Source organism: Salinimicrobium aquimaris (genome assembly GCF_035607535.1).
In the GTDB taxonomy this organism is placed as follows: Bacteria; Bacteroidota; Bacteroidia; order Flavobacteriales; family Flavobacteriaceae; genus Salinimicrobium.
Genome location: NZ_JAYDZX010000011.1, coordinates 84226 through 107282, shown reverse-complemented (window position 1 = coordinate 107282; position 23057 = coordinate 84226). Strand labels below are relative to the sequence as shown.

Below are 23057 nucleotides of genomic sequence, written 5' to 3'. Positions count from 1 at the left end.
CCTGTTAAAATTGAATCTATAACTTAAAACCTAATTATCATGAAAAATCAAAGTTTTGAAAAAAAATTCATTGCTGCCGGGATATTTTCCCTCCTATTTATCGGAATTATAAGTTTGGTCATGTTTGTGGGATGTGAACCTGAAGATATTCAGGAGTCTGAAGCTTTGGCATTGCAGGCAAAAACTGATAAAGGAGTAAAAGCGAAGCAGAATGTGGTTGAAGTAGTAACTAATCATATGGACCTACAGATCCAGTCTCAAATCCCTTCTGGATGGACGACCTTTGAGTATGTCAATAATGGTCATGCTCCGCACTTCTTTGTTATCGAAAGAATGCCCGAAGGGAAAACCTTTGAGGATAGTAAGGCAGAAATTGTTCCTCTTTTCCAGGATGCAATGGATGCAATTGTTGCCGAGGATTGGGGTAAGATGAACGAGGCTTTTGCTGCGATTGGGGCTGTTGAATGGTATGGTGATATTGTCTTTACCGGAGGACCAGGTATAGTTTCAGAAGGCCATACAGCCAGAAGCACAGTCTACCTGGAGCCGGGTACTTACACTATTGAATGCTATGTTAAAAATGAAGCTAACATCTTCCATGTCACCATGGGGATGATCGAAGGATTTACAGTCACTGATGAGGAAAACGGTTATGCCGAGCCCAAATCAACAATGGAAGTTGATATTTCAACTAACTCCGGAATCACTTTTGGTGAAAAGGTACGTCCCGGAAAACAGATCATAAAAGTCAATTTTGAAGACCAAACCACTTACACCCATGCCCTTGGTCACGATGTACATCTGGTAAAGCTCAGCGATAATGCCGATGTGGACGGCCTTAATGCCTGGATGAACTGGTCATCACCTGCCGGTCTTCTTACTCCGGTTCCGGAGGGTGTGACATTTCTTGGAGGAATGCAGGAACTGCCGGCAGAAGACGGGAACTACGAATCAAGTGTAGGTTATATAGAGGCCAGGTTAGAACCCGGTACCTATGCATTTATAGCAGAGATCCCCGATCCACAGAGCCATAATATGTTCAAGATATTTTCTGTTCCGTCGGCAAAGTAGGAATGTGCGTTGTTGTAATCCGCAACAGCGTCTCTGCCGGAGTATCCCGCCCTTGGTGAGACTCGAAACTGTAAAAATCAGGTGTCTAAAATGTCATTTTTGACACCTGATTTTTCTTTTAATCTTCCTTCAGGAATTTTCCTGCGGAATCAAATTCTAATTCCCGACCATCTGCCAGTTGCACTTCGTGGCCGTCATCCTCTTTTTCCCAACTCACTACATGGTCTGCCAGGTTGTTCTGCTCTAAATAAGTGCTAATCACCTGCGGAAGAGCCTGAAGAGGAATTGTAAACCCTTCCTTGCTGTCAATTTCTGTGATCTCACCGTTCTTATTGAAATCCAGCTTGATTCCGTTTGCCAGTTTGACCTCATACATTTCATCCTTGTCCCAGTTGTACCAGCTGTCATTCTTCTCTACTTTTGCAACTTGTTCCGAAGAAAAATGTTTCTTGAGGAAATCCTGAGAGCTTTGAGGTAACTTACCTGTATCTGCCTGGGCAAATGTAATGGCGGTGGAAAACAATAATCCTATACCTGTCAAAAATAACTTTTTCATGATCTTTTATTTTTAGTTCCTATAAATTTAGAACAAGCTGCTGTCCTGGCAGCCGGCAAAGATTTAATATTCTGTTAAATAGCTGGTTGGGATTGAAAGCTGAGAAGGTCCCCATTAAATACCTACAACTCATAAAATAATCTTATAAAATAATTATCTGCATTAGCATTTTTTAATTTTTTCTTACTTTTTAGAAAAAGCAACTATGAAAGAACACAAAAAGACTATTGAGAGCTATTTTGCGTCTATTGGGAGCAAGGCCAGTGAAGTAGGTCTGGCTAAAGAAGATATAAAAAAGGATTTTCTACATAAGCTTTTTTATCATCTCGGCCGGGTGCCTGCGTTAACGACAAATAATGATCTTTATACCGCACTTGCACTTACAATTCGGGATAGGGCTCTTAGGCAATTTGTACGTTCTACAGAAGAATTTGCTCAAAAGGATGCCCGTGGAATCGCGTATTTTTCAGCCGAATATCTTCCGGGGCCTCACCTTGGAAATAACCTTCTAAACCTGGAGATCATCGATGAAACCCAGGAAGCCTTAAGTGAATTAGACCTGGACCTGGATCAAATCCTTGAACAGGAAGTGGAACCGGGTCTTGGAAATGGTGGATTAGGCCGCCTGGCTTCCTGTTATATGGACTCTTTAGCAACCCTTGGAATTCCCTCCATAGGTTACGGAATACGGTATGAATTCGGAATCTTTAAGCAGGATATCCGGGATGGATGGCAGGTAGAAGCTACAGATAAGTGGCTGCATAACGGCAATCCATGGGAAATCATGAGACCCGAAATATCTTATGTTGTCAAGTTTGGTGGCCGCACCGAACATGGTATGGATGAAGAAGACAGATATCAGGTAAAATGGCTGCCTGAATCGGAAATAAAAGGAACTGCCTATGATACACCTATCCTGGGGTATCAAAGCAACGGGATCATCATGCGACTTTGGAAAGCCGAAGCTGTCGAATCTTTTGACTTCTCAGTCTATAATCTGGGAGATTACTACCGTGCTGTGGAGAAGAAAATGCGGTCGGAAAATATTACTAAAGTACTGTATCCAAACGACGAGAATCTTTCAGGCAAAGAGCTGCGCCTCAAGCAGCAGTTCTTTTTTGTATCCTGTTCTTTGCAGGACATGATCAACCTACATACAGTGCAGGGTAGGAAGCTGAAGGATTTTCATAAGAAGTTCGTTATTCAGCTAAACGATACACATCCTTCAATTGCCGTAGCCGAACTCATGAGGCTATTGGTCGATGAACATCAAATGGAATGGGAAGCTGCCTGGGATATTACCCGGGAAACCTTTGCATATACGAACCATACCTTACTACCCGAAGCTTTGGAGAAATGGGCGGTAAGTTTATTAGGCAGGTTGCTCCCCCGGCATTTAGAGATCATTTACGAGATCAATGGTCGTTTTCTGGATGAACTTCGGGATAAAGGATTTAGCGGAGAGCAGATCGCCCGTATGTCCTTGATCGATGAGCAGGGGGAACCTTCAGTTAGAATGGCTCACCTGGCGACAATAGGAAGTTTTAAGGTCAACGGGGTTTCTGAACTGCACTCCCGACTTCTCAAGTCGCAGGTATTAAATGATTTTGCCGATCTCTGGTCCAATAAGTTTACTAATGTAACTAACGGAGTGGCCCACAGGCGCTTTCTTGCAGTTGCCAATCCCGGTCTGGTGAAACTTATTTCGGAGAAGATCGGTGACAAGTGGTTGACCGATCTTACAAGCTTCAGTTACCTGGAGAAATTTTCCGAAGATGAAAAATTTCAGAAGAGATGGCAGGAGGTAAAACTTCAAAATAAAAAATTCCTTGCACAGCACCTGGAAGAGCAAACAGGAGTAAGGGTAGATCCACACATGCTTTTCGACGTACAGGTCAAACGTATCCATGAGTATAAAAGGCAGCACTTAAAACTGCTGCACATCATCGACCTGTATTTGAGAATAAAGGAAGAAAAATCTGAAAATATTGCACCTTCAACTTTCATATTCGCAGGAAAAGCTGCGCCCGGCTATTTCATGGCCAAACTCATTATAAGACTGGTTACCGCAGTGGCCGATCTCGTGAACAATGATGAGGAGGTAAATAAGCTCTTAAAGGTGGTTTTTCTACCGAATTTCAATGTGAAACAGGCACAGAGAGTTTACCCTGCAGCCGATCTTTCGGAGCAGATCTCTATGGCAGGAAAGGAAGCTTCGGGTACAGGAAATATGAAATTTGCACTGAACGGGGCGCTCACAATTGGTACACTTGATGGAGCGAATGTGGAGATCCTTGAAGAGGTAGGAGAGGATAACTTTTACCTGTTCGGACAAACCACAGAGGAAGTTCAGCAGTCGAAAAAAGAAGGTTACCGGCCTTACCAGTTATACCAGGAAAATAAGAAGTTAAAGAAAGTCCTTGATTTTCTGGTGTCGGGAGAACTGGCCGACGGCGACACTGAGCTATTTAAACCTCTTTATCACAATTTACTGCAGCAGGACCCATATCAGCTCTTAAAAGATTTTGATTCCTATTGTACAAAGAAAGAAGAGATCTTTAAACTTTGGGATGATAAAAAGGAATGGACCAGAAAATCTATTCTTAATGTTGCAAGGATGGGGAAATTCTCTTCAGATCGTTCTATTAGGGATTACTGCGAGAAAATATGGAAAGTAGAACCTGTAAGGATTAAGGACTAACTTGCCAGCCGGGCTTTTTGTTCAGCCAAATGGGCAGCCTTTACTTCTTCACAGTACTTTTTACAGTACGTAGTATGGTAGGAATGGTTGGAAAGGAATTTTACCTGAATTTCATTCCATTCCTGCCTTGACAGCTGCGGCTGGCTGTGTCTTATTTCTTTGTACAATCTCTCGCTAATTTCATAGAAGCTATCAGTACCCAAATACTCAAGATCGGCATCAGCCAGGATCTTTTCCGAAAGATTCTTTGGTTGCTGAGGTATTTTTGTGGCCATGATCATCCCGCAAATTCTTTCGATCTCGTTAGGAGTAATATCGAATTCAGGTAGTTCGGCAGCAGCCATTTCACAACTTTTGCACTCATGTTCCTCCCTGCCTTTGATGAACCCAAGGTCGTGGTAAAGGGCTGCAACTTTAATAAGGAACAGTTCCCTGCCTGAGATTTGTTCCTGTTCTGCTAGAAAAATTGATTTTTCAAGAACATATCTGGTGTGGTCGGGGGAATGGTAGTATAACCAGGAAGGGAGGTTATTCTCCAGATTGGACATTACTTTCCTGTAGATTTGCGTGAACATGATCTTCAAAAGGGTCTTTTGCGGTTTGTTTTCCAATTCCTCCTTTTACCTCTTTTATCCTCTGGACAAAGAAAAAGGCTTTAGGATCTATATTGATAGTGGCTTCTTTTATTCTGTGTATTTCCAGTCGGGTTACAATGGTCATCACAATATCGCAATCATGCTTTACATTGTAAGTTCCCGGTAAATATCCTCTTTCTCCCTTATAGACAGTAATAGCTTTTCCAAAGTCATTTACAATAAGGGATTTCACCTTTTCACATTCACTGGAGATTATGGTCAAGGCCGTGAACGCTTCAAAGCCATCTATTACATAATCTGTGGTCTTGGCCGCAGTGAAATATACTAAAAATGAATACATCGCAGTCTCTATGTCAAAAACAAATGCTGCACCAATAAAGATCAGGGCATTGAAAGTAAGAATGATCTCGGCCGTGGAAAACGCAGATCTTTTGGTGGTATGCAGGGCCATGATCTCAATACCATCTAATACACCTCCGGCCTTAATGACCAGGCCAATTCCCAGCCCAATCAGGAATCCACCAAAAACGGCTATTAGAACCTTGTCTTCGGTTACGGCAGGAATTTCTACAAAATGCATTAGGACGGTAAGCATGAGAATAGAAATAAGGGCACGAAGTGCGAAGGTTTTACCGATCTTTTTGTAGCCCAGGTAAAGGAAAGGAAGGTTAAAGATTACCAGGAGATAGGTAAAAGGCACCTGAAGGATCTCTTCAACGAGAATGGAAATTCCCGTCACTCCGCCGTCAAGAAAGTGGTTGGGCAGCATGAATCCTTCCAAAGCGACCATTGCTGAAAGCACTCCCAGTAAGGAATATACTATGGAATGAAAGGAGAAAAGTGATTTCCAGTTGATCGTTTTGTTCTGTTGCATTACTTGCTATTAATAACGACTAGCTCCTCATAAGCTTGTATAGTTTTTTATTCTTGAAGTTAACCAAATCCACCTGTTTTCGTTGAAAGTGAAGCTGAAAATTGAGATCATTTTCTTTCTGCAAAATCAGCATTACTTTAATGCCTTGACAAGGTTTTCGAATACCTGATCTTATATTTCTCTCCATTAATTTCCATCGATTTGGAAAACTCTATTTGATTAAGTTAAGAAAAAAAATATTACATGACTTCTTTTTCAGAGTAACTGTTCCCATTATATGGATCTAATAGTTATATTCTTATGAGCTCTTTTTGAGGTAGTTATTTTCTTAATTCAGCTCCTTCACCGAAAGAATTAACCAGACTTTTTCCTGCCACCGTCGCACGTAAAGGGCGGTTTTGTTGGTTCCGGGTTCGATATAGGTTTGTCCCTGTGATTCCGGCCATACCACATCTGAGTTTATTCGGTAAATGATCTAAGCAGTCGATATGCGCCGTCTTGGTTTGTCGATGAGCCGGGAAGTAGGGTAGTGAAATTTTCCTTCTTCAAAGACGTAGTGATAATTCCCGGTCTGTTGCCAGGGAAAAAACGAACGTAAATTGAAATATCTGCGATTAAATTAATATTAATTAGATAAGCTAAATATCTGATTAACAAAAAATTAGTAGTCCTGTCGTCTTTGGCTTGCAACCTGGTGTCGGGGATAGTCTTTGGGGCTCACTTTCCTGTACTTCAACGAAATTTATTGACAAGCTGAAGTTTCTTTACTAACTTGATAATGAATTAATTAACCAAAAATTAATGACATGGCAGCAGAGAACACCAGGATCTACATGATTGTGAATACAAAAGAGATCCAGCCGGGGAGTGTGGACAAACATGTAAAATTTAAGGATAACCGGGGCAATAAAGAACCACAAGGGGATCCCGTCAATTTCACTTCGGAAGTAAGCGCAGGAAAGAAAGTCTTTTGGTTAGGGGAACCAAAAGATGAACAAAGGGACACTATAGAAATAACGGGTGTGAAACGTAAAGGTGATGGCCCGAGGCTTCTCCAGGATATCGGAAGTGATCCTTCCCATCGGGGTTCTTATACCGCGCAGGTAGTAGATGAATATATTGAGGGCCTGGAAAGTTATTCCCTTACCTTCAGGATCAAGGGACACAAAGTTGAATATGAGGTTGATCCAAAAATCAGAATGGTAAATGTTGAATGAAAAAAAAGTACCTCATATTACTTTGCTTTCTACTTCCACAGGTAATTAATGCTCAGGAAGTAGAAATCGATTCTCTAAAGGGGATCTATTATTCAACACCCGAAAGAAGGGAAGATCCCCGGCTTCTGATCGAAATAGCAGAAGAGGAGAAAAGTGCAGATAGTATTTTAAAATACGCCACTCTTGCTTTGAAGAATCTGGACGAAAACGCTCCGGATTCTTTAATTATAAAAGTGAATCGGGTCAACGGAGTAGGATGGCGCTATGCGGCCGATTTTGATAAATCCCTGGAGTTTCTATATAAAGCTGCCCGACTCGGAGAAAACACTAATCACCAAACAGAACTGGGAATAGCTTATGTAGAAATTGCCAATACCTATTCTGAAAGTGGAGATTTCGTGAATTCTCCAACGTACTATGAGAGAGGAATAGAATTATTAAGAAAAGATGGGGAATCTGTCATATTCGGTCTTGTCCTTTACAATTTTGGTGATGATCTCCTGGAAAAAGGACAGGCAAATCTTGCCTTAGAACCAATTACCGAGGCCAGAGAAATTTTCAGGAATCATAAGGAGGAAATCTATGAGGCCTACAGCCTTGGTAATCTAGGCCGTATCTATGCACTACAGGGAAAATCCTATGAAGCAGAAAAATATCTAAACCAGGCCATTGAAATTTTGGAGAAGGAGAAGGATTTCTATGGGATTGCAGATTTTTTAAAGGCAATGACGGAAATCTATCTCGAAAAAGGCCAGGATTACGCTGCTCTGGAATTTGCGGAAAAAGCCCTGGATGTAAGTCGGCAATACGGATTAAGAAAGGAGCAGGAGGAAATTCATTTTCAATTGTTTCAAATATATGAGGGTTTGGGGGATGCCTCCCGGGCTTTAGACCACTACAAAAGCTATATAGCTTACAGGGACAGTATAAAGGATGTGAAGACCATAGAGGAGATGGCAGATCTGCGTACCAATTTTGAACTGGATAGAAAACAGACTCAGGTGGATCTCCTTAACGAGAGACAGGCCAACCAGCGCAACATTATGATAGCCACGGGAGTTGCCTTATTTCTCATATTGTTACTGGCGCTTGGTCTGTACAGGCGGAATAAATACATAGGCCGAACCAAGAAGATCATTGAAAAGGAAAAGAACCGCTCCGACCGTTTGCTGTTGAACATCCTGCCGCAGGAAACAGCCATGGAACTTAAAGAAAAAGGCAAGGTAAAAGCAAAGCGTTTTGACGCAGTGACTGTTCTGTTCACCGATTTCAAAAATTTCACCCATTACGCCGAAAACCTTCCGCCGGAAAAGCTTGTAAAGAGTGTGGATTTTTACTTCTCAAAATTTGATGAAATTGTAGACCGGCATGGGCTCGAGAAGATAAAAACTGTAGGAGATGCCTATATGTGTGCCGGGGGAGTACCTTTTCCGGTAGAAGATCACGCCCGGCGGGTAGTAGCAGCAGCCTGCGAAATGATAAGCTTTGTAAAAGATGCCCAAAAGATCGAGTCCAACAAGGAAACCCGGTTTGAAATAAGGATCGGGATCAACTCGGGACCTGTGGTGGCAGGAGTTGTAGGTAGTAAAAAATGGGCCTATGACATATGGGGAGATGCAGTAAACATTGCAGCACGTATGGAGACCTGTTCCGAGATCGGGAAAATTAATATTTCAGAAAATACCTATAGGCTGATTAAAGATGAATTCGATTGCGATCACCGGGGGGAGATCAGTGTGAAAAATAAAGGCATGATGAAGATGTACTTTGTGAAAGGTCCAAAGCAGGCAGAGCAAAGCTGCGTAGCCTGATGGCTGACTTTCAAAAATGACATTTTTGGAGTACAACTTTGGGTAAACTATAAAAGAGGTATATCTCTACCTAATGAAGAAAATCTTCACCTCAAGTATAGCTATAAGGCATGGAACACAACGAATTACAGCCGGGAATATAAGGTAGGAGATCTTTGATAATGGCCATGGCCAGGCCTATCTTCATACCAAATCTCCTTGAAAGGGGCTATTGTTTTTTGCCCTATGTGCAGCATTGCTAAGGCAACAAGATGTTTCAGTGGGTCAAAGGTGCCATTTTTAAGAAGATTTATTTTTTTTATATATTTAATATTCAGGCAGCTATTGTCTGCTTTGCTCCCAAACATGGGGGTAAAAATTCCCCCTACTTTATTCTTTGGTCAGGAAAATATTAATCAACCTAAATATTATGAGAAAAGAGAGCGAGGGAAGAATTTCCAGAAAAACATTTTTACAACAGGTAGGCCTGGGATTGGGAGCTTTAGGAACAGGAATCTTTTTTCCTGCGAGTCTTTCGGCTACAGAATTCCTTTCCGGCAAAACAAATTCAAAAAAGAAGCTGGTTGTGGTCGGCGCCGGTCTTGCAGGCCTTGCTGCTGCCTGGCAACTGCGCAAGGACGGTCATGAGGTAACGGTTCTTGAGGCTCGAAACAGGCCAGGAGGCAGGGTCTCTACTATAAGTAAGCCTTTTGCTGAAGGTCTGTATGCTGAAGAGGGCGCTGCAGCTTACTCTGAAAGTTATACTGAAGCAGTAAAGCTCATCAGGGAATTTGAGCTTGAAACAATTCCTTATGCCTGGCCAGAAGAAGAAATCATATACCACCTCAACGGAAAACGTATCACTGCCAAAGCAGGCGAACAGGTGGATTGGCCTTACGAGCTCGATCCTGAAGAACAGGGGAAAGATCCCATGGCACTGGTTCAAAAATATATCATAGATACCCTACCGAAAGAGGCCGGAGATCCCGGACTATGGGATAAATCGCCGGTGGTAAATTTTGATAAAATGTCTCTTGCCGATTATCTGAAAAAGCAGGGTGCGAGTGACGGAGCTATAAAGCTCCTGCAAAATACTCAATGGTTTGCTGCCGTACCTCACAAAACCTCCGGACTGTCTATGGCAATGTCAGATTTTGGGCTTTTCATGAGTGGTATGCCTTTCCTTCTAAAAGGTGGGAATGATCTCCTGCCAAAGAAAATGGCTGCACGAATGAAGGATGATATTCAGTATGGAGTGGAGGTAGAGAGTATAAAGGACTCAGGTGACGGGATAGAGGTCATTGCTAATAGAAATGGAGAGAGAACCAGTTTTAGCGGAGATGAAGTTATAGTCACCCTGCCACTAAAGGTACTCCAAAATGTCACTTTTGACCCTCCTCTTTCAGCAGCTAAAACAGAGGCTATAGACAAAATGCCAAAGATCGATCTAACCCGCGTCTACCTTGAGGTCGATAAGCCTTTTTGGAGGAATGAAGGACTATCGGGAATGGCGTTTACAGATCTTCCTGTGATGCAGGTTAACCCCTATCACAATATGCATAATATGCAGGAAGGACCTGCTATTCTTGAGAGCTATGTTGCCGGTGACCGTGCAAAACAACTAAAAGGCCTTTCAGATAAGGAGGCAATTGAAAGGCAACTGAACGAAATGGAGAAAGTGCATCCCGGTGTAAAAGATCATTTCACCGGTGGATATTTCAAGGCCTGGGGAGAAGATCCCTATGCGCTCGGTGGCCCCAGCTGGCCGGCACCCGGGGATGTAACTGCTCATTTAAAAGACCTACAGGCAGCACAGGGGAATATTCATTTTGCAGGGGAGCATACCAGTGTCTTAAGAAGTACCATGGAAGGAGCCTTGAGATCGGGCTATCGTGCAGCTAGAGAGATTAGCAGCTAAGCTAGTCGGTAAAAAGTTTCCCGATGGAGTAGGTACGGGCGCTGCCGGCAACTTCAACCCGCTGGTCTTTATTACGGCAGAACAACCGGCCACCTCGTTCTGACAGTTGCATTGCCGTTAATTCATTCTTTCCGAGTTTCTCACTCCAGTAAGGCGTAAGGGAACAATGGGCAGAACCGGTCACGGGATCTTCAAAAACAGAAGCCCCGGGAGTAAAAAAACGGGAAACAAAATGGCATGCTGTCCCTTTAGCGGTAACTACAACTCCGCCCGTTCCCAGGTCGAGTTGATCGAATTGGCTTCGGTCAATTTGTATATCTCTTACTTCCTGTTCGCTGTTATACACCAGGACAAAATCCCTGGCTTTCAAGATTTCCTGGGGTTGAATATTCAGCGAATTTTTTAGGAGGTCCGGGAGAGGCGTAGTAACAGGATTTCGGGATGGCAGGTCAAGCACATATTTGCCGTTGTCGACTGTCACTTTCAACTCACCGCTAAGGGTGTCAAAAATGATGGTATTACGCGAATATTTCCTGATCTCCTTTAAGGCATGAGCAGCTGCAAGAGTGGCGTGTCCGCAGAGGTCCATTTCCATTTCGGGCGTGAACCATCTTAGGTGAAACTTGTAGCCCATATCTACAAAAAAGGCCGTTTCGGCAACAGCATTCTCTTTTGCTATTTTCAGGAGAAGCTCATCGGGCAGCCATTCAGAAAGCGGGACCACACAAGCGGGATTACCACTAAATAAGCGGTCTGTAAAAGCGTTGATCTGGTATAGGTGTAATTGCATTGCATAAAAGTAAAAATTCAGGATCACTAATGGCCACACCTTAACTTTTAATTGAGCTCCTGCATAATTTCTGAAAATATCCTGTATGATTCCAACCTGTCCCTGTGATGGTAAATATGTGAAGCGACCATGACTTCACTGACTCCTGTTTGTTTCAGAAATTCGGCAGTTTGTTCCTTTACCTTTTCCTTACTGCCAACAAAGGCGTATTTCAACATTCTCTGAAAAGCAGGATTTGCAGCCAACTCTCTTAGTTCAGCATTCATTGGAACAGGCGGTTGCATATAATCAATATTCCCGGTCATTACTCCCAACATCAACCTGAGAAGACTGGTGGAGATGTCATTTGCCTCTTCATCAGTTTCGGCCGCAATAACATTGATGCAGCCGATGGTATATGGCTTCTCAAGATATTTAGAAGGCTGAAATTTGTTGTAGTAGATATTCAAGGCTTCAAAAAGCTGGGCAGGTGCAAAATGGCTGGCAAAAGCATAGGGTAAACCTTTTTCTGCAGCAACATGTGCACTGTCTGTACTTGAACCCAGAATATATAAAGGAACATCAACCCCTTCAGCTACTGTGGCCCGTACCTTAGCGTTTTTATTTTCTACCGAGAAATATTGCTGGATCTCCGAGATCTCTTCCGGAAACTTATAAACTGCCTGCATACGGTCACTTCGAATAGCATGCGCAGTGATCTGGTCTGTTCCCGGAGCCCTTCCCAGTCCAAGATCGATCCTGTCGGGATAAAGGGAACCCAGGGTGCCGAATTGTTCAGCTACTATAAGAGGTGAGTGGTTTGGAAGCATGATGCCACCACTACCCACTCTAATCTTTTTCGTGCCGCCTGCGATGTGACCAATTAGTACTGAGGTAGCCGAACTGGCAATACTTTTCATGTTGTGATGCTCTGCCAGCCAGAATCTATGGTAGCCCATATCTTCTGCCTTCTGAGCCAGATCCAGGCTATTCTTAAAGGTTTCCTGTACAGAGGAATTCACGCCAACACTGGCGAGTTCAAGAATGGAATATGGTATGAGAGATTTCTTTTGAGACATAACAATTTATTTTTTTTCAAATTTCGGGAATTTGAAAAGGAAGACCGGCAGGATTTGGTTTTAAAATGACCTTTTTGAGAGGCTAGTTAAAAAATGATATTCAGAGGAAAATTTTTATCCGTCCCTTTAATTAAAAACTCAATAGCTCTCCTTCCTAAGTACTTCCAGCGGCGGACTTTTTATTACACTAATACTATTAGTGAGACCAATAATCATAACCAGCAAAGTGATTGCAGGGAACAGGACCAGGAATGGGAAATACGAGGGAATAAAGGCGGTGTCAAACAATAGCCAGGCCAGCAGTTGTCCACTTACGAGGGAAAGAAAAATTCCCGACAGGGTACCCAATGCTCCAAGGTAGAAGTATTCCAGGGCCAGGATCTTCAGGATCTGTTTACTGCGGGCGCCGAGGGTTCGCAATAGAACACTTTCTCGAATCCTCTGAAATTTACTGGTCCTCACCGCTCCCAGGAGCACAATTATTCCTGTCAAAATGCTGAAAAAGGCCATAAAGTTGATGAGCCATGCGATCTTATTCAGCAGGTCCTCTATTACCTTAAGGATTTGCCGCAGATCAATAATTGATATATTCGGATACAATTGAACGAGATCCTGTTGAAGGGAAGCCGAGGCGTTTTCATTTGCCACCTTGGTAGTGATGACGCGAAACTGTGGTGCATTTTCTAATATTCCTTTTGGGAAGACTATAGAGAAGTTGGGTTGCATCCTGCTCCAGTCTACAGTTCTCACGCTGCGAACTACGGTGTTCATGATCACCCCCTGCACATTAAAGGCTACTTTATCGCCAAGCTCCACTTTTGCGTCTTCAGCGAAATTGTCACTAACAGAGATTGGGATGAGGTTAGGATCTGTCACTTCGGGTATCCACTCTCCGGCAAGAAGTTCTTCAGAATTAATAAGGGAATCTCTGTAAGTTACCCGGAATTCATGATTTAAGACCCATCTGTTGATGTTGGAGGTAGAATCTTCCCTTATCTGGTTAACTGTTCTTCCTTCTATTGTGTGCACGCGCATTGTTACTATAGGGATATCATCCAGAACAGGATTCCCGCTTTTCCTTATCGTTTGTTCCACATCTTTCTCCTGTCCCGCCTGCACGTCGAGCAGGATCATATTAGGGCTATTGGTTTGCGCATCAATAGAGGCCTGTGCCAGGAGAATATCTTTTGTGAAGTACAGGGTGCTGATGAGGAATGCACCTACCCCAATAGCAAGAACAAGCGTAAGAGTTTGGTTTTGCGGCCTGTAAAGATTCTGTAAGCTTTGCCTTGCCGGAAAGCCCCAGTTCGAAGGAAAGTTATCGCGGATGGCTTTCATAAACAGCCGCGCTATTCCGGCAAGTATGGAAAACGTTACAATGATCCCTACCACAAAAGCCAGGGAATATCTCCAGTCCTGCAACAGCCAGTAGGAAAATAGGAGAATAAAAAGAAAGATGGCACCAAAAACTGCCAGCTCTGCTTTACCTTTTTTCTTATTTGTTCTGCTTTGAACTCTTAAGGCCTGTAAAGGGGAAATATAGAGAGTGCCAATTAAAGGGATCAACGCGAACAGCACCGCCATAAAGATTCCCAGAAGTAGGCCGATAAGAACTATTTGGAGCGAGAAATTCATCTCTACATCCAGAGGTAAAAGGTCTCTAAGCAGGATGGGGAAAAGCTGCTGTAAAAACAATCCGGTAATAGTTCCTAAAATGCCTCCAAGCATGCCCATTCCTGCAATTTGAAGGAGGTAGATATAAAAGGTCTGTCTTTTTGTTGCTCCAAGGCACTTCAACACTGCCACTGCTTTTAACTTGCCCTTGATATAAATATTGATCGCGCTGGCGATCCCTACACACCCGAGAAGCAGCGCAATAAAAGCGACCAGGTTCAGGAACTTTCCGAAATTTTCATAGCGTCGACCAAGCCTTTCACTGGTCGAGGTGTGGGTGTCAAGATCTGCCTCCATGGCATCGAGCCGTGGATCCAGCACTTCGTCCAGCTGTTCAAGGTCGACCTTGGGAGCTGCAGTAAAGTAGAAGTCATAAGAGATACGACTTCCGGTTTGCACCAGGCCGCTTTCTTTAATAAACCTGAAAGGAATTACCGCCGGGGGTGCCACCGAACTGAAAAATGCATTGCTCCCCGGGACCGAAATTAAGGCTCCTGCTATAGGAAGTACCACTTCTCCTATTTTTACTTTGTCCCCCGGCTCCAGACTCAACTGCTTCATGACAGTGGCATCAACAAGAGCTTGTCCTTGTTCCTGGTAAGTTCTTGCAGCATTGGGAGGATCTGTCTCCAGCTCTCCATATAAGGGAAAGTCGCCTTCGATTCCCCGAACCTGTACGAGTTTGGTGCCCTCCTTGCCGGGAAAAGCTGCCATAGAGACAAAACTGATCTCTTTGGCTTCGGCACCTCCAAGGGAATCCATTATTGACAGGAGTTCTTTTCCGGGAGCTTTGTCCATATCAATTTTATAATCGGCACCCATCATGGACTTTGACTGCAGGGAAATATTGTCTTTCAGTGTCTCTCCAAAGGATTGGATGGCCACAACGGCAGCAATTCCCAGGACTATGGAGGCCATGAAGAGCACAAGTTTTCGGCTGCTGGCTTTCCCGTCGCGCCAGGCCATTTTTACCAGCCATGAAAAAGAGGAGGTTGATCTAAACTTGCTCATGAGACTCCATTATTTTTCCGCCTTTAAGGCGCAAAATTCGCTGCGTCATATTTGCGAGATCAAGATCATGTGTAACTATCACCAGAGTAGTGCCCGCTTCCCTGTTAAGCTCAAACAGCAGTTCAATGACTTTTTCTCCCGTTTCGGCATCGAGATTACCGGTGGGTTCATCTGCAAAAAGAATAGCAGGGTTATTGGAAAAAGCCCTGGCTACGGCTACCCGTTGTTGTTCCCCTCCCGATAGCTGCGAAGGATAATGATCATACCTGTCACCCAGCCCAACTTTATCCAGTAACTCCCGACCTGTTTTCATGGCATTTTTGGCACCCTGAAGTTCGAGTGGAACGGCAACATTCTCCAGTGCCGTGAGGGTGGGAAGGAGTTGAAAGTCCTGAAATACAAATCCAATCTTCTGGTTGCGCAGCACTGCACGCTCATCTTCTGTGAGTTCGCTGAGATTAGTATTGCAGAGCTCTATGTTTCCCGCATCAGGTTGGTCAAGTCCGGCGCAAAGACCCAGCAGGGTGGTCTTTCCACTCCCTGAAGGACCTACAATGGCAAAGGTCTCCTTTTCTTCAATATCAAAACTTATGTCGTGTAGTACGGTGAGCTGCCTGGAGCCGCTGGAATAGCTCTTCTCCAGGTTGCGCACGTTCAATATTTTTGTCATCTTTAAAATCGCTTTCAGAAAAAGCAAAATAAGAAATGATTTCCACTTCAAGCCTGTAGCTATGAGAAACCTGTTGTATTTGCCATTTTTGACCACCCTCTTTTTCTTTGCCTCCTGCGGGGAAACTTCCAAAGAGGAAAAGCATACTGAAACAGAAACCGCTACTGAAGTGGAAAATGAAGCTGAAGGAGCTGAAGCTACCGGGGATAGCGGGAAGATCCTCTTTTTTGGAGACAGCCTTACTGCAGCCATGGGATTGGATCCGGCTGAAGGTTATCCTGCCGAAATCCAGGAAATCATCGATTCCCTGGGGCTCAATTACGAAGTGATCAATGCCGGACTTAGCGGGGAGACTACCGCAGCCGGTAAGAATCGCATCGAATGGGTGCTCAATCAGGATGTTGATGTGTTTGTGTTAGAACTTGGTGCTAATGATGGCCTACGGGGAATTCCGGTAGAGGAGACCAGGAGAAATCTCCAGGCGATCATCAAAACAGTACGGGAGAAAAATCCCGATGTGGAGATTATCCTTGCCGGCATGCAGATCCCGCCAAACATGGGGCCGGAATATACTTCAGATTTCAAAGAAGTCTTTCCTGAGCTTGCCCGCGAAAATGAGGTTCACCTGATTCCCTTTCTCCTGGAAGGCGTAGCCGGAAACCCTGAATTAAATCAACAGGATGGCATTCACCCTACAGCCGAGGGTTACGACATAGTTGCACAAAATGTTTGGGAGGTTTTGAAACCCGTGCTCACCGAAGCCAAATAGGTTCCAAAAAAGGCATTTTTGGATCCCGTCTTTCCCGGCTTTTATCAAGGCAGACCCGGTACGGGTGTCAAAATGAATTTTTCACGATGTCCTTTCGGACTGTTTTCCCTTTTCGATCTTTTCTTCTGCCCATTCTTCCTCTTCTTCTTCAGGTTCTTCAGTTTCCCCGTTCTGATCTTTTTGAAGAGGCTGATAAACCAGCTTAATGAAGATTGGAAAGTGGTCTGAACCTATATCTTCCAGTCTCTTCAACTTCAGCAGTAAAAAATCGGAACTGTGGAAGACGTGGTCCAGGGGCCATCGAAAAACAGGATATTGGGCATGAAAGGTATTGTAGAATCCGCGGCCAATTCGAGGGTCAAGTAAACCACTTAGGCGCAGGAATAGCTTTGTAGTTCGGGACCATGCCACATCGTTGAGGTCGCCAAATACCAGAGTGGAATCCTTTCCATCAATTTCCTTACCTACCAGCAGTAACTCGGCATCACGATTGGTAGAGGTGTCGTCTTCAGAAGGGCTGGGCGGTTTGGGGTGCAGGCAATGAATGTTGATCTTTTCCCCGGTTCGGAGCTTTACCTTACCATGAACTGAAGGGATCTCTTCGGTGATCAAATATTGGATATCGATATCTTCCAGCTCCAGCTTGGAATAAAGGTGCATTCCATAGAGGTTATCCTGTGGGATCTTTACCGTATAAGGATACTCTTCTTCAATTGGTTCAAGTTCCCTCTCCCATTTCTTATCACTTTCCAAAGTAAGGACGAGATCGGGGTTTTCCCTGATGATAAGTTTGATCAATTTGTCATACTTATCATTGGTGGTTAAGACATTGCTTACCAGAACAGAAATTTGCCTTTCTACATCTTCCCCTACATATTCTTTAACCTGTTTGGAGGCAATGTAGGTGTAGGGATAGATCTTTATAGCCTGGTAGATGAAACTCAATGCAAGCAGGCCTACCATTATATATTCCCAGATGGCACTAAAATCAAAAGCAGTGACGCAGTAGATGAGCACTGCTATTATAAGCGTGCTTATTTGTAATCGCGGAAAATCAAAGTCTCTTATCCACCAGTTGTCGAGCTTACTTATGGATGCTACTGTAGGAAAAAGGATAATGATCCCCAGTATGTAGGCAGCTAATTCCGGAATATTCATATTATGGTTAGATAGGCAAATCAAATATACAGCTTTGGTTTTAACTGTTAAACACCCTTGAGTATTTCTTTCAAAAAGGGAACTTTTCAGCCCGTCTTTTCGAACAGAAAGGAAGATCCGGAACTGGAGATTATCAAAAAAAGATGGAGTTTTTTCGTCAAATTGTGGAAAACCGTAAAAACTGCTGCGTAGATTGTTTTAATTTTGAAGGTATAATAATGAAGTCGTGAGATTACCTAAACAAGTAGGAATGTTTCGAAAAGTCTTGGTGGCCGAAGATATGGACAGCATAAACCTTGCAGTTTCAGGGTTGCTAAAAGATCTGGAAATTGAGAAGGTGGAGCATGCACAGTATTGTGATGAAGCCTGGTTACTCACTAAAAAAGCTCTTTTGGAAGGTGAACCTTTCGATCTTCTTATTTGTGATCTTTCATTTAAAAATGATCATCGCACGCAAAAAATAAATTCCGGAAAGGAACTTATCTCCATCCTTAAAAAGGAGGATCCGGAACTAAAGATCCTGGTCAACTCCATTGAAGATCATCCGCAAACTGTGCGAGACCTTTGGGAGTCGGGGAATATTAATGGTTACATCTGTAAGGATCGTCATGGAATGCGTGATCTGCAGGAAGCTATTCTTGCAGTAAACAGGGGTGAAAAATATAATTCTGCCCGTATTGAGAATGTCTTGAAGAGCAACAATATGTTGATTCTAGGGGATTGGGAGATGGAAATGCTAAAGGCTGTCGCTACGGGTCATACCCAGGAGGATATACAGGAGGATTTTAAAAACCGGAACATTTCCCCCAGTAGTAAAAGCTCTATTGAAAAAAGATTAAAAGAATTGCGTGAGGAGTTTGGTGCCAATACCACCCCTCACCTTGTAGGGATCCTCAAGGATCTCAAGTTGATATAGACAAAGAAAGGCCGTTTCTTAAGTCGCACTTCCGAGAATGTAGGGTAATCGGAATGTACGTAGGAGAGGCGGCCTCTTTATTTCCGGATGTTTTTGCAGTGAGTATCCAAAAAAGGCATTTGAACCTTCTGTTTTTTGCAGCGGTTCCCAATTTATGGTGCTGCTGTTTTTAAAACTCTGCTCTTATCAGGTTTGTTCCAAAAGCTTACTCTCAATGAGCCATTCACATCATTCCATCCCGTAGGGGCCTATTCATGACTTAGTTTTGGTGATATATTAATCCTAAAACTTAGAACTATGAAAACGCTCATCTTTTATTTCGTACTACTTGTATTCGGAACAGGTCATGCACAGCAATTTACCGAACTTAAGGAAGCCAGGGTGGGATTTGCACCTCTTTCTAAAGATGTAAAGCAATCGGGCAACAGCTTCTCTTACAATGTAAAGGAGTCCTATTCGGGGGAATTTGAAAAAGATCCTCTGGCTTTTATGGACGCCTATTTCGATATAGAAAACTTCATCAATGCTGTAGGCCATGAAGATTATGATTTCTATGAAGTAAGCTTCGTAAGCAGAAAAGGCATTTTAAAAGCCGAATACACTGCCGAAGGTGATCTTTTAAGAAGCAGCTCCAGATTCAAAAATATTGTTTTACCAGAGCAACTAAGAAGTCAGCTCTACCGTGATCATAAAGGCTGGGCCATGACTAAGAATGTCCACGTAACCAAAGGAAATGAGGGTATCCTGAGTAAGAGCTATTACAAGATCAAGCTCGAGAACGGGAAAGACCGAAAGAGAATTACCCTGGAGGCTCCTCTGGGAGGAACAGAAGTGGCGAGCAATTAATCTTAAATGGATTCGACCCCTATACCATCAGGCGACCTTACCGTTTGATGGTTTTTACTTGGCAGGAATAGCTGGAACATTAAAAATCTTTAAATTGGAGGAACAAATCACAACTGGTATGAAGGCACTTGTCATCGATGACGAGGAACTGGCGCGCCGGCGGGTTTTAAACCTTCTGGAAGATGTTTCAGAAATAGAAGTGATAGGGGAGTGCTCCAATGGACAAACCGCTATCAAAAGGATCAATACTGAAAAACCTGATATCATTTTTCTGGATATCAACATGAAAGACATGAATGGGTTTGAGGTCCTGCAAAAGATCGAGACCAGGCCCAAACCTGTGGTTGTATTTGTTACTGCCTATGATTCCTACGCCACTCGTGCTTTTGACGTTGAAGCTTTTGATTTTCTACTGAAGCCTTTTAAGGACCAGCGGTTCTTCAAAACTGTGGAGCGGGTATTGAATACCAGTAAAACGGAAGCCGATGATCTTTTTGAACAAAGGATAAAAGAATTGTTCAGGATATTTTCCAGGGAGGCCCAACAGGGGAAGCTGAGTAAAATTCCGGTGAAACAGGGGAATAAAACCGTGCTTGTAGATCCGCCGGATATTCTTTACATCATCGCTTCAGGTTATTATGCCGAGATTTATACCGGTGAAGGCAAGTACGTTTTAAGAGAATCTTTGAACAACCTTGAGGAGCAGTTGGAGGGTGGAAATTTCTTCAGAATACACCGCTCTACGATTGTCAACCTCGACCATGTGAAGGAGATAGTACATTCAGACTACTCTGAAGTTGATGCAAGAATGAAGGACAATAAATTGCTTCATGTAAGTAAATCGAACAAGAAAGAATTTTTGGAAAAACTGGGGATCTGAGCATGAAACTGAAGAAATACATTGACCTTAAGCTGATCATTTTACTTGCCGGTTTCTACGGGCTTTTCAATATTGTATTTATTACAAAGACAGCTTACCTAAGGACGGTTTTCCATGATAGAAAGTATGAACCCTGGTATGATTTCCTGGTAAACAATGTATTGATCGACTGGTTGATCGTGGTGTTTTATATGACCATCATTGCCATTAGTACAAAACGTTTTCTCAATAAGAATTACTCCTGGGTAAAGATCATTAGTATTCATGTGGTCTTTTCTCTGCTCATTGGATTTATTATAAGACTCATTTTTGATATCTACAGCATCCTTACAGGAATAATGACTTTAGAGGAGTATGAGGTAAAAGAAAGCTTTACCAGGTTCATGATCGTGGTAGACCTCAATTTTCTCATTTACTTTGCTATGACCTTTATCATCTACACCTACTATTATGTGAGACAGGTAAAGGAAGCCGAGCAACACCGGGCACAGCTGGAAACTCAGCTGGTCAATACCAGAATGAAGATGCTGTCTTCACAGTTACAACCACATTTCTTGTTTAACACCCTAAACAGTATTGCAGTACTGGCCGATCTCGATAAAGAAAAGGCAAAAGACACCATTGCAGATCTCAGCGACTTCTTGAGAGAGATCCTCTATAGTGGAGATGAGACTGTGATCCCCTTAGAAAGAGAGCTGCGAACGCTCGAATACTACCTGAATATTCTCAATGTAAGATTTTCCGATCACTTAAAGATCACCCGCGAGATCGATGAAAACTTGTTGTCTAAAGAGGTTCCTGCTCTGTTGCTACAGCCAATTCTTGAAAACTCTATAAAACATGGCTATTCCTATGAACATGTAGATCTGGAAATCATTATCAGGATCTACTTAGACAAAGATGATTTGGTCATCGAGGTTATTAATGACGGAGCAGGTCTTAAGGAAGAACAAGAGAAGCTGATGAAAAAAGGAAAAGGATTGGCAAATATTAATGCCCGACTAGCAAATCTTTATGGAAATAAATACAGCTTTACGGTTCGCAATAAAAGGCAGGGAACAGGAGTAGAAACAGTAGTAAGGATCCCGACCACTCCGCATTCCCTAACCTTATAATTTTTAACTTACCATCCAGATCAAAAATGAAAGCAGGCCGGTTAACAAGAAAATGATCATGCTAAGGAAGGGCTTATAAAAAGCAACTTTATCTATTTTTTTACTGGTGTATACCTGATGCTGCCCGGGAAGTTCCTGCTGATCTAAAAATGAACGAACACCTACTTCTTTCGCCTTTCTTCCTTTTTCTGTAAGCTCCAGCTTTTCCATGTTGATGAAAATGAATTCATGCCTAAACAGCTCGTTAAGGTTAAAGGTGTTTTCGGAGGAAAGAATAACAGTGGGATCACCTTGATCAATAAGATCGAGGAGCTTTTCAAATGTTGTTTCAGGTGCTTCAACCACTGCAGGGGAATTGTTCATGCTTTCGAATTCATCCTACAAAAGTAATTAGTCGGGTGATTAATTTTTATTTATATATTTAATGATATATATTAAAAATTTTTATGGATGTAACCTTTCATCAACTGCAGGTATTCTTAAAAGTTTGTGAGACTTTGAGTATTACAAAGGCCGCCGAAGAACTGCACCTAAGTCAGCCCGCTGTATCCATACAGATCCGGAATTTACAGGAGCAGTTTGAGATCCCTTTGTTGGAGGTGATAGGAAGAAGGTTGTTTATCACCGATTTTGGAAAGGAAATAGCAGAGGTTTCCCGGAGGATCCTGGGGGAAGCGGAGTCTATGAAATCAAGGGCGGCGGCATACAAGGGACATCTTATTGGAAAATTAAACATCACGGTAGTTTCTACGGGAAAATACGTCATGCCACATTTCCTCACCGATTTTCTAAAGCGGCATCCGGATATTGAACTGCTGCTTGACGTTACGAACCGGGCGCGAGTGTTGGAAAGTCTTGAAAAAAATGAGGTAGATTTTGCCTTACTTTCCCTTTCTCCCGAAAATTTAAAAGTGGAGCACATCGACCTGATGGATAATGAACTCTACCTCATAGGTGCCAAAGATTCAGATTTTGAAGAGCCTCAGGATACGAGCTTTTTAGGTCGTGTACCACTCATCTTTAGAGAGCAGGGTTCGGGAACTCTAAAAACTATGGAAGGCTTTTGCAAAAAGAATAACCTTAAAGTAAACAAACGCCTGGAGCTGACCTCCAACGAGGCCGTTAAGCAGGCCGTAATAGCAGGTTTGGGATATTCAGTAATGCCTGTGATAGGAATAAGACAGGAATTGAGGAGCGGAGATCTCAAGGTCATACCTATTGAAGGTCTTCCCATAAAATCTACCTGGAAGCTGGTTTGGCTCAAATCCAAGAAATTATCCCCTGTTGCCGAGGCTTACCGTTCTTTTATTCAACAAGAAAAAAGCAGGATCATTTCTACTCATTTTGCAAATATCCTGTAGAGCGGGAATAAATAGCCTCTTACAAAAGGTGTCAAAAAGGTAAACCGGTTGATCTTTTAAGGAGCTATTTTTGTAAATTTAATCAG

20 protein-coding genes are annotated in these 23057 nt (G+C 42.9%); 11 read left to right on the top strand and 9 right to left on the bottom strand.

Annotation, left to right across the window (positions count from 1 at the left end):
* The first annotated feature begins 39 nt into the window (after positions 1 to 39).
* Positions 40 to 1071 carry a hypothetical protein gene (locus tag VR862_RS11075; protein WP_324721036.1) on the top strand — a complete coding sequence of 344 codons (1032 nt, stop codon included), beginning with the start codon at positions 40 to 42 and terminating at the stop codon, positions 1069 to 1071.
* 118 nt (positions 1072 to 1189) lie between these two features.
* On the opposite strand, the gene VR862_RS11070 is transcribed toward VR862_RS11075, so the two are convergent.
* Positions 1190 to 1627, bottom strand: coding sequence for a PepSY-like domain-containing protein (locus VR862_RS11070; protein WP_324721035.1), 438 nt, complete (start codon positions 1625 to 1627; stop codon positions 1190 to 1192).
* A gap of 205 nt (positions 1628 to 1832) precedes the next feature.
* Here VR862_RS11070 and VR862_RS11065 point away from each other — a divergent pair, with 205 nt between their 5' ends.
* Positions 1833 to 4328, top strand: coding sequence for a glycogen/starch/alpha-glucan phosphorylase (locus VR862_RS11065; protein ID WP_324721034.1), 2496 nt, complete (start codon positions 1833 to 1835; stop codon positions 4326 to 4328).
* Here the strand turns inward: VR862_RS11065 and VR862_RS11060 are convergent.
* Entirely contained in the window at positions 4325 to 4876 is a 552-nt protein-coding gene (locus tag VR862_RS11060) for an HD domain-containing protein (RefSeq protein WP_324721033.1), read from the bottom strand. The two genes, VR862_RS11065 and VR862_RS11060, sit on opposite strands and share 4 nt — an antisense overlap.
* The gene (locus tag VR862_RS11055) at positions 4857 to 5798 is read right to left on the bottom strand and encodes a YitT family protein (RefSeq protein WP_324721032.1); all 942 of its coding nucleotides are present in this window, start codon (positions 5796 to 5798) and stop codon (positions 4857 to 4859) included. The genes VR862_RS11060 and VR862_RS11055 overlap by 20 nt, the downstream gene beginning before the upstream one ends.
* Positions 5799 to 6604: 806 nt before the next feature.
* On the opposite strand from VR862_RS11055, the gene VR862_RS11050 reads away from it, so the two are divergent.
* The 3 genes from VR862_RS11050 (at position 6605) to VR862_RS11040 (ending at position 10723) form a co-directional block, all read left to right on the top strand.
* A complete protein-coding gene (locus tag VR862_RS11050) occupies positions 6605 to 7015 on the top strand; it encodes a hypothetical protein (RefSeq protein ID WP_324721031.1) in 411 nt (136 codons plus the stop codon).
* On the top strand, positions 7012 to 8826 hold the full coding sequence (locus VR862_RS11045) for an adenylate/guanylate cyclase domain-containing protein (RefSeq protein WP_324721030.1): 1815 nt from the start codon (positions 7012 to 7014) through the stop codon (positions 8824 to 8826). The genes VR862_RS11050 and VR862_RS11045 overlap by 4 nt, the downstream gene beginning before the upstream one ends.
* A gap of 409 nt (positions 8827 to 9235) precedes the next feature.
* Complete coding sequence (locus VR862_RS11040; protein WP_324721029.1) at positions 9236 to 10723, top strand: flavin monoamine oxidase family protein; 1488 nt, start codon at positions 9236 to 9238, stop codon at positions 10721 to 10723.
* Position 10724: 1 nt separating this feature from the next.
* On the opposite strand, the gene VR862_RS11035 is transcribed toward VR862_RS11040, so the two are convergent.
* From VR862_RS11035 to VR862_RS11020, 4 genes are all read right to left on the bottom strand, one after another.
* Complete coding sequence (locus VR862_RS11035) at positions 10725 to 11513, bottom strand: PhzF family phenazine biosynthesis protein (protein WP_324721028.1); 789 nt, start codon at positions 11511 to 11513, stop codon at positions 10725 to 10727.
* A 47-nt stretch (positions 11514 to 11560) separates the two neighbouring features.
* Positions 11561 to 12571: an LLM class flavin-dependent oxidoreductase gene (locus VR862_RS11030; protein WP_324721027.1), complete on the bottom strand. Its 1011-nt coding sequence runs from the start codon at positions 12569 to 12571 to the stop codon at positions 11561 to 11563.
* Between the two features lie 138 nt (positions 12572 to 12709).
* Positions 12710 to 15256: an ABC transporter permease gene (locus VR862_RS11025; protein ID WP_324721026.1), complete on the bottom strand. Its 2547-nt coding sequence runs from the start codon at positions 15254 to 15256 to the stop codon at positions 12710 to 12712.
* A complete protein-coding gene (locus VR862_RS11020) occupies positions 15243 to 15926 on the bottom strand; it encodes an ABC transporter ATP-binding protein (protein WP_324721025.1) in 684 nt (227 codons plus the stop codon). Before VR862_RS11020 ends, VR862_RS11025 begins: the two co-directional genes overlap by 14 nt.
* A gap of 61 nt (positions 15927 to 15987) precedes the next feature.
* Between VR862_RS11020 and VR862_RS11015 the strand changes: the two genes are divergently transcribed.
* The gene (locus VR862_RS11015) at positions 15988 to 16695 is read left to right on the top strand and encodes an arylesterase (RefSeq protein ID WP_324721024.1); all 708 of its coding nucleotides are present in this window, start codon (positions 15988 to 15990) and stop codon (positions 16693 to 16695) included.
* A gap of 81 nt (positions 16696 to 16776) precedes the next feature.
* Here the strand turns inward: VR862_RS11015 and VR862_RS11010 are convergent, their stop codons facing one another.
* Positions 16777 to 17853 carry an endonuclease/exonuclease/phosphatase family protein gene (locus VR862_RS11010; RefSeq protein ID WP_324721023.1) on the bottom strand — a complete coding sequence of 359 codons (1077 nt, stop codon included), beginning with the start codon at positions 17851 to 17853 and terminating at the stop codon, positions 16777 to 16779.
* Positions 17854 to 18103: 250 nt separating this feature from the next.
* On the opposite strand from VR862_RS11010, the gene VR862_RS11005 reads away from it, so the two are divergent.
* From VR862_RS11005 to VR862_RS10990, 4 genes are all read left to right on the top strand, one after another.
* Positions 18104 to 18769: a response regulator gene (locus VR862_RS11005; RefSeq protein ID WP_324721022.1), complete on the top strand. Its 666-nt coding sequence runs from the start codon at positions 18104 to 18106 to the stop codon at positions 18767 to 18769.
* Between the two features lie 297 nt (positions 18770 to 19066).
* A complete protein-coding gene (locus VR862_RS11000) occupies positions 19067 to 19615 on the top strand; it encodes a hypothetical protein (RefSeq protein ID WP_324721021.1) in 549 nt (182 codons plus the stop codon).
* A gap of 118 nt (positions 19616 to 19733) precedes the next feature.
* Positions 19734 to 20495 (top strand): LytR/AlgR family response regulator transcription factor, encoded by a 762-nt coding sequence (locus tag VR862_RS10995; protein WP_324721020.1) that lies wholly within the window; start codon positions 19734 to 19736, stop codon positions 20493 to 20495.
* Positions 20496 to 20497: 2 nt separating this feature from the next.
* Positions 20498 to 21610: a sensor histidine kinase gene (locus VR862_RS10990; RefSeq protein WP_324721019.1), complete on the top strand. Its 1113-nt coding sequence runs from the start codon at positions 20498 to 20500 to the stop codon at positions 21608 to 21610.
* A 3-nt stretch (positions 21611 to 21613) separates the two neighbouring features.
* Here VR862_RS10990 and VR862_RS10985 read toward each other — a convergent pair whose 3' ends face one another.
* Complete coding sequence (locus VR862_RS10985) at positions 21614 to 21973, bottom strand: hypothetical protein (protein WP_324721018.1); 360 nt, start codon at positions 21971 to 21973, stop codon at positions 21614 to 21616.
* 83 nt (positions 21974 to 22056) lie between these two features.
* Between VR862_RS10985 and VR862_RS10980 the strand changes: the two genes are divergently transcribed.
* Positions 22057 to 22971 (top strand): LysR substrate-binding domain-containing protein, encoded by a 915-nt coding sequence (locus VR862_RS10980; RefSeq protein ID WP_324721017.1) that lies wholly within the window; start codon positions 22057 to 22059, stop codon positions 22969 to 22971.
* The last annotated feature ends 86 nt before the right edge of the window (positions 22972 to 23057 follow it).

Bases quoted from the DNA above. Each gene is read 5' to 3' on its own strand.
- VR862_RS11075 (WP_324721036.1), top strand. From the start codon at position 40: ATGAAAAATCAAAGTTTTGAAAAAAAATTCATTGCTGCCGGGATATTT.
- VR862_RS11070 (WP_324721035.1), bottom strand. From the start codon at position 1,627: ATGAAAAAGTTATTTTTGACAGGTATAGGATTATTGTTTTCCACCGCC.
- VR862_RS11065 (WP_324721034.1), top strand. From the start codon at position 1,833: ATGAAAGAACACAAAAAGACTATTGAGAGCTATTTTGCGTCTATTGGG.
- VR862_RS11060 (WP_324721033.1), bottom strand. From the start codon at position 4,876: ATGTCCAATCTGGAGAATAACCTCCCTTCCTGGTTATACTACCATTCC.
- VR862_RS11055 (WP_324721032.1), bottom strand. From the start codon at position 5,798: ATGCAACAGAACAAAACGATCAACTGGAAATCACTTTTCTCCTTTCAT.
- VR862_RS11050 (WP_324721031.1), top strand. From the start codon at position 6,605: ATGGCAGCAGAGAACACCAGGATCTACATGATTGTGAATACAAAAGAG.
- VR862_RS11045 (WP_324721030.1), top strand. From the start codon at position 7,012: ATGAAAAAAAAGTACCTCATATTACTTTGCTTTCTACTTCCACAGGTA.
- VR862_RS11040 (WP_324721029.1), top strand. From the start codon at position 9,236: ATGAGAAAAGAGAGCGAGGGAAGAATTTCCAGAAAAACATTTTTACAA.
- VR862_RS11035 (WP_324721028.1), bottom strand. From the start codon at position 11,513: ATGCAATTACACCTATACCAGATCAACGCTTTTACAGACCGCTTATTT.
- VR862_RS11030 (WP_324721027.1), bottom strand. From the start codon at position 12,571: ATGTCTCAAAAGAAATCTCTCATACCATATTCCATTCTTGAACTCGCC.
- VR862_RS11025 (WP_324721026.1), bottom strand. From the start codon at position 15,256: ATGAGCAAGTTTAGATCAACCTCCTCTTTTTCATGGCTGGTAAAAATG.
- VR862_RS11020 (WP_324721025.1), bottom strand. From the start codon at position 15,926: ATGACAAAAATATTGAACGTGCGCAACCTGGAGAAGAGCTATTCCAGC.
- VR862_RS11015 (WP_324721024.1), top strand. From the start codon at position 15,988: ATGAGAAACCTGTTGTATTTGCCATTTTTGACCACCCTCTTTTTCTTT.
- VR862_RS11010 (WP_324721023.1), bottom strand. From the start codon at position 17,853: ATGAATATTCCGGAATTAGCTGCCTACATACTGGGGATCATTATCCTT.
- VR862_RS11005 (WP_324721022.1), top strand. From the start codon at position 18,104: ATGTTTCGAAAAGTCTTGGTGGCCGAAGATATGGACAGCATAAACCTT.
- VR862_RS11000 (WP_324721021.1), top strand. From the start codon at position 19,067: ATGAAAACGCTCATCTTTTATTTCGTACTACTTGTATTCGGAACAGGT.
- VR862_RS10995 (WP_324721020.1), top strand. From the start codon at position 19,734: ATGAAGGCACTTGTCATCGATGACGAGGAACTGGCGCGCCGGCGGGTT.
- VR862_RS10990 (WP_324721019.1), top strand. From the start codon at position 20,498: ATGAAACTGAAGAAATACATTGACCTTAAGCTGATCATTTTACTTGCC.
- VR862_RS10985 (WP_324721018.1), bottom strand. From the start codon at position 21,973: ATGAACAATTCCCCTGCAGTGGTTGAAGCACCTGAAACAACATTTGAA.
- VR862_RS10980 (WP_324721017.1), top strand. From the start codon at position 22,057: ATGGATGTAACCTTTCATCAACTGCAGGTATTCTTAAAAGTTTGTGAG.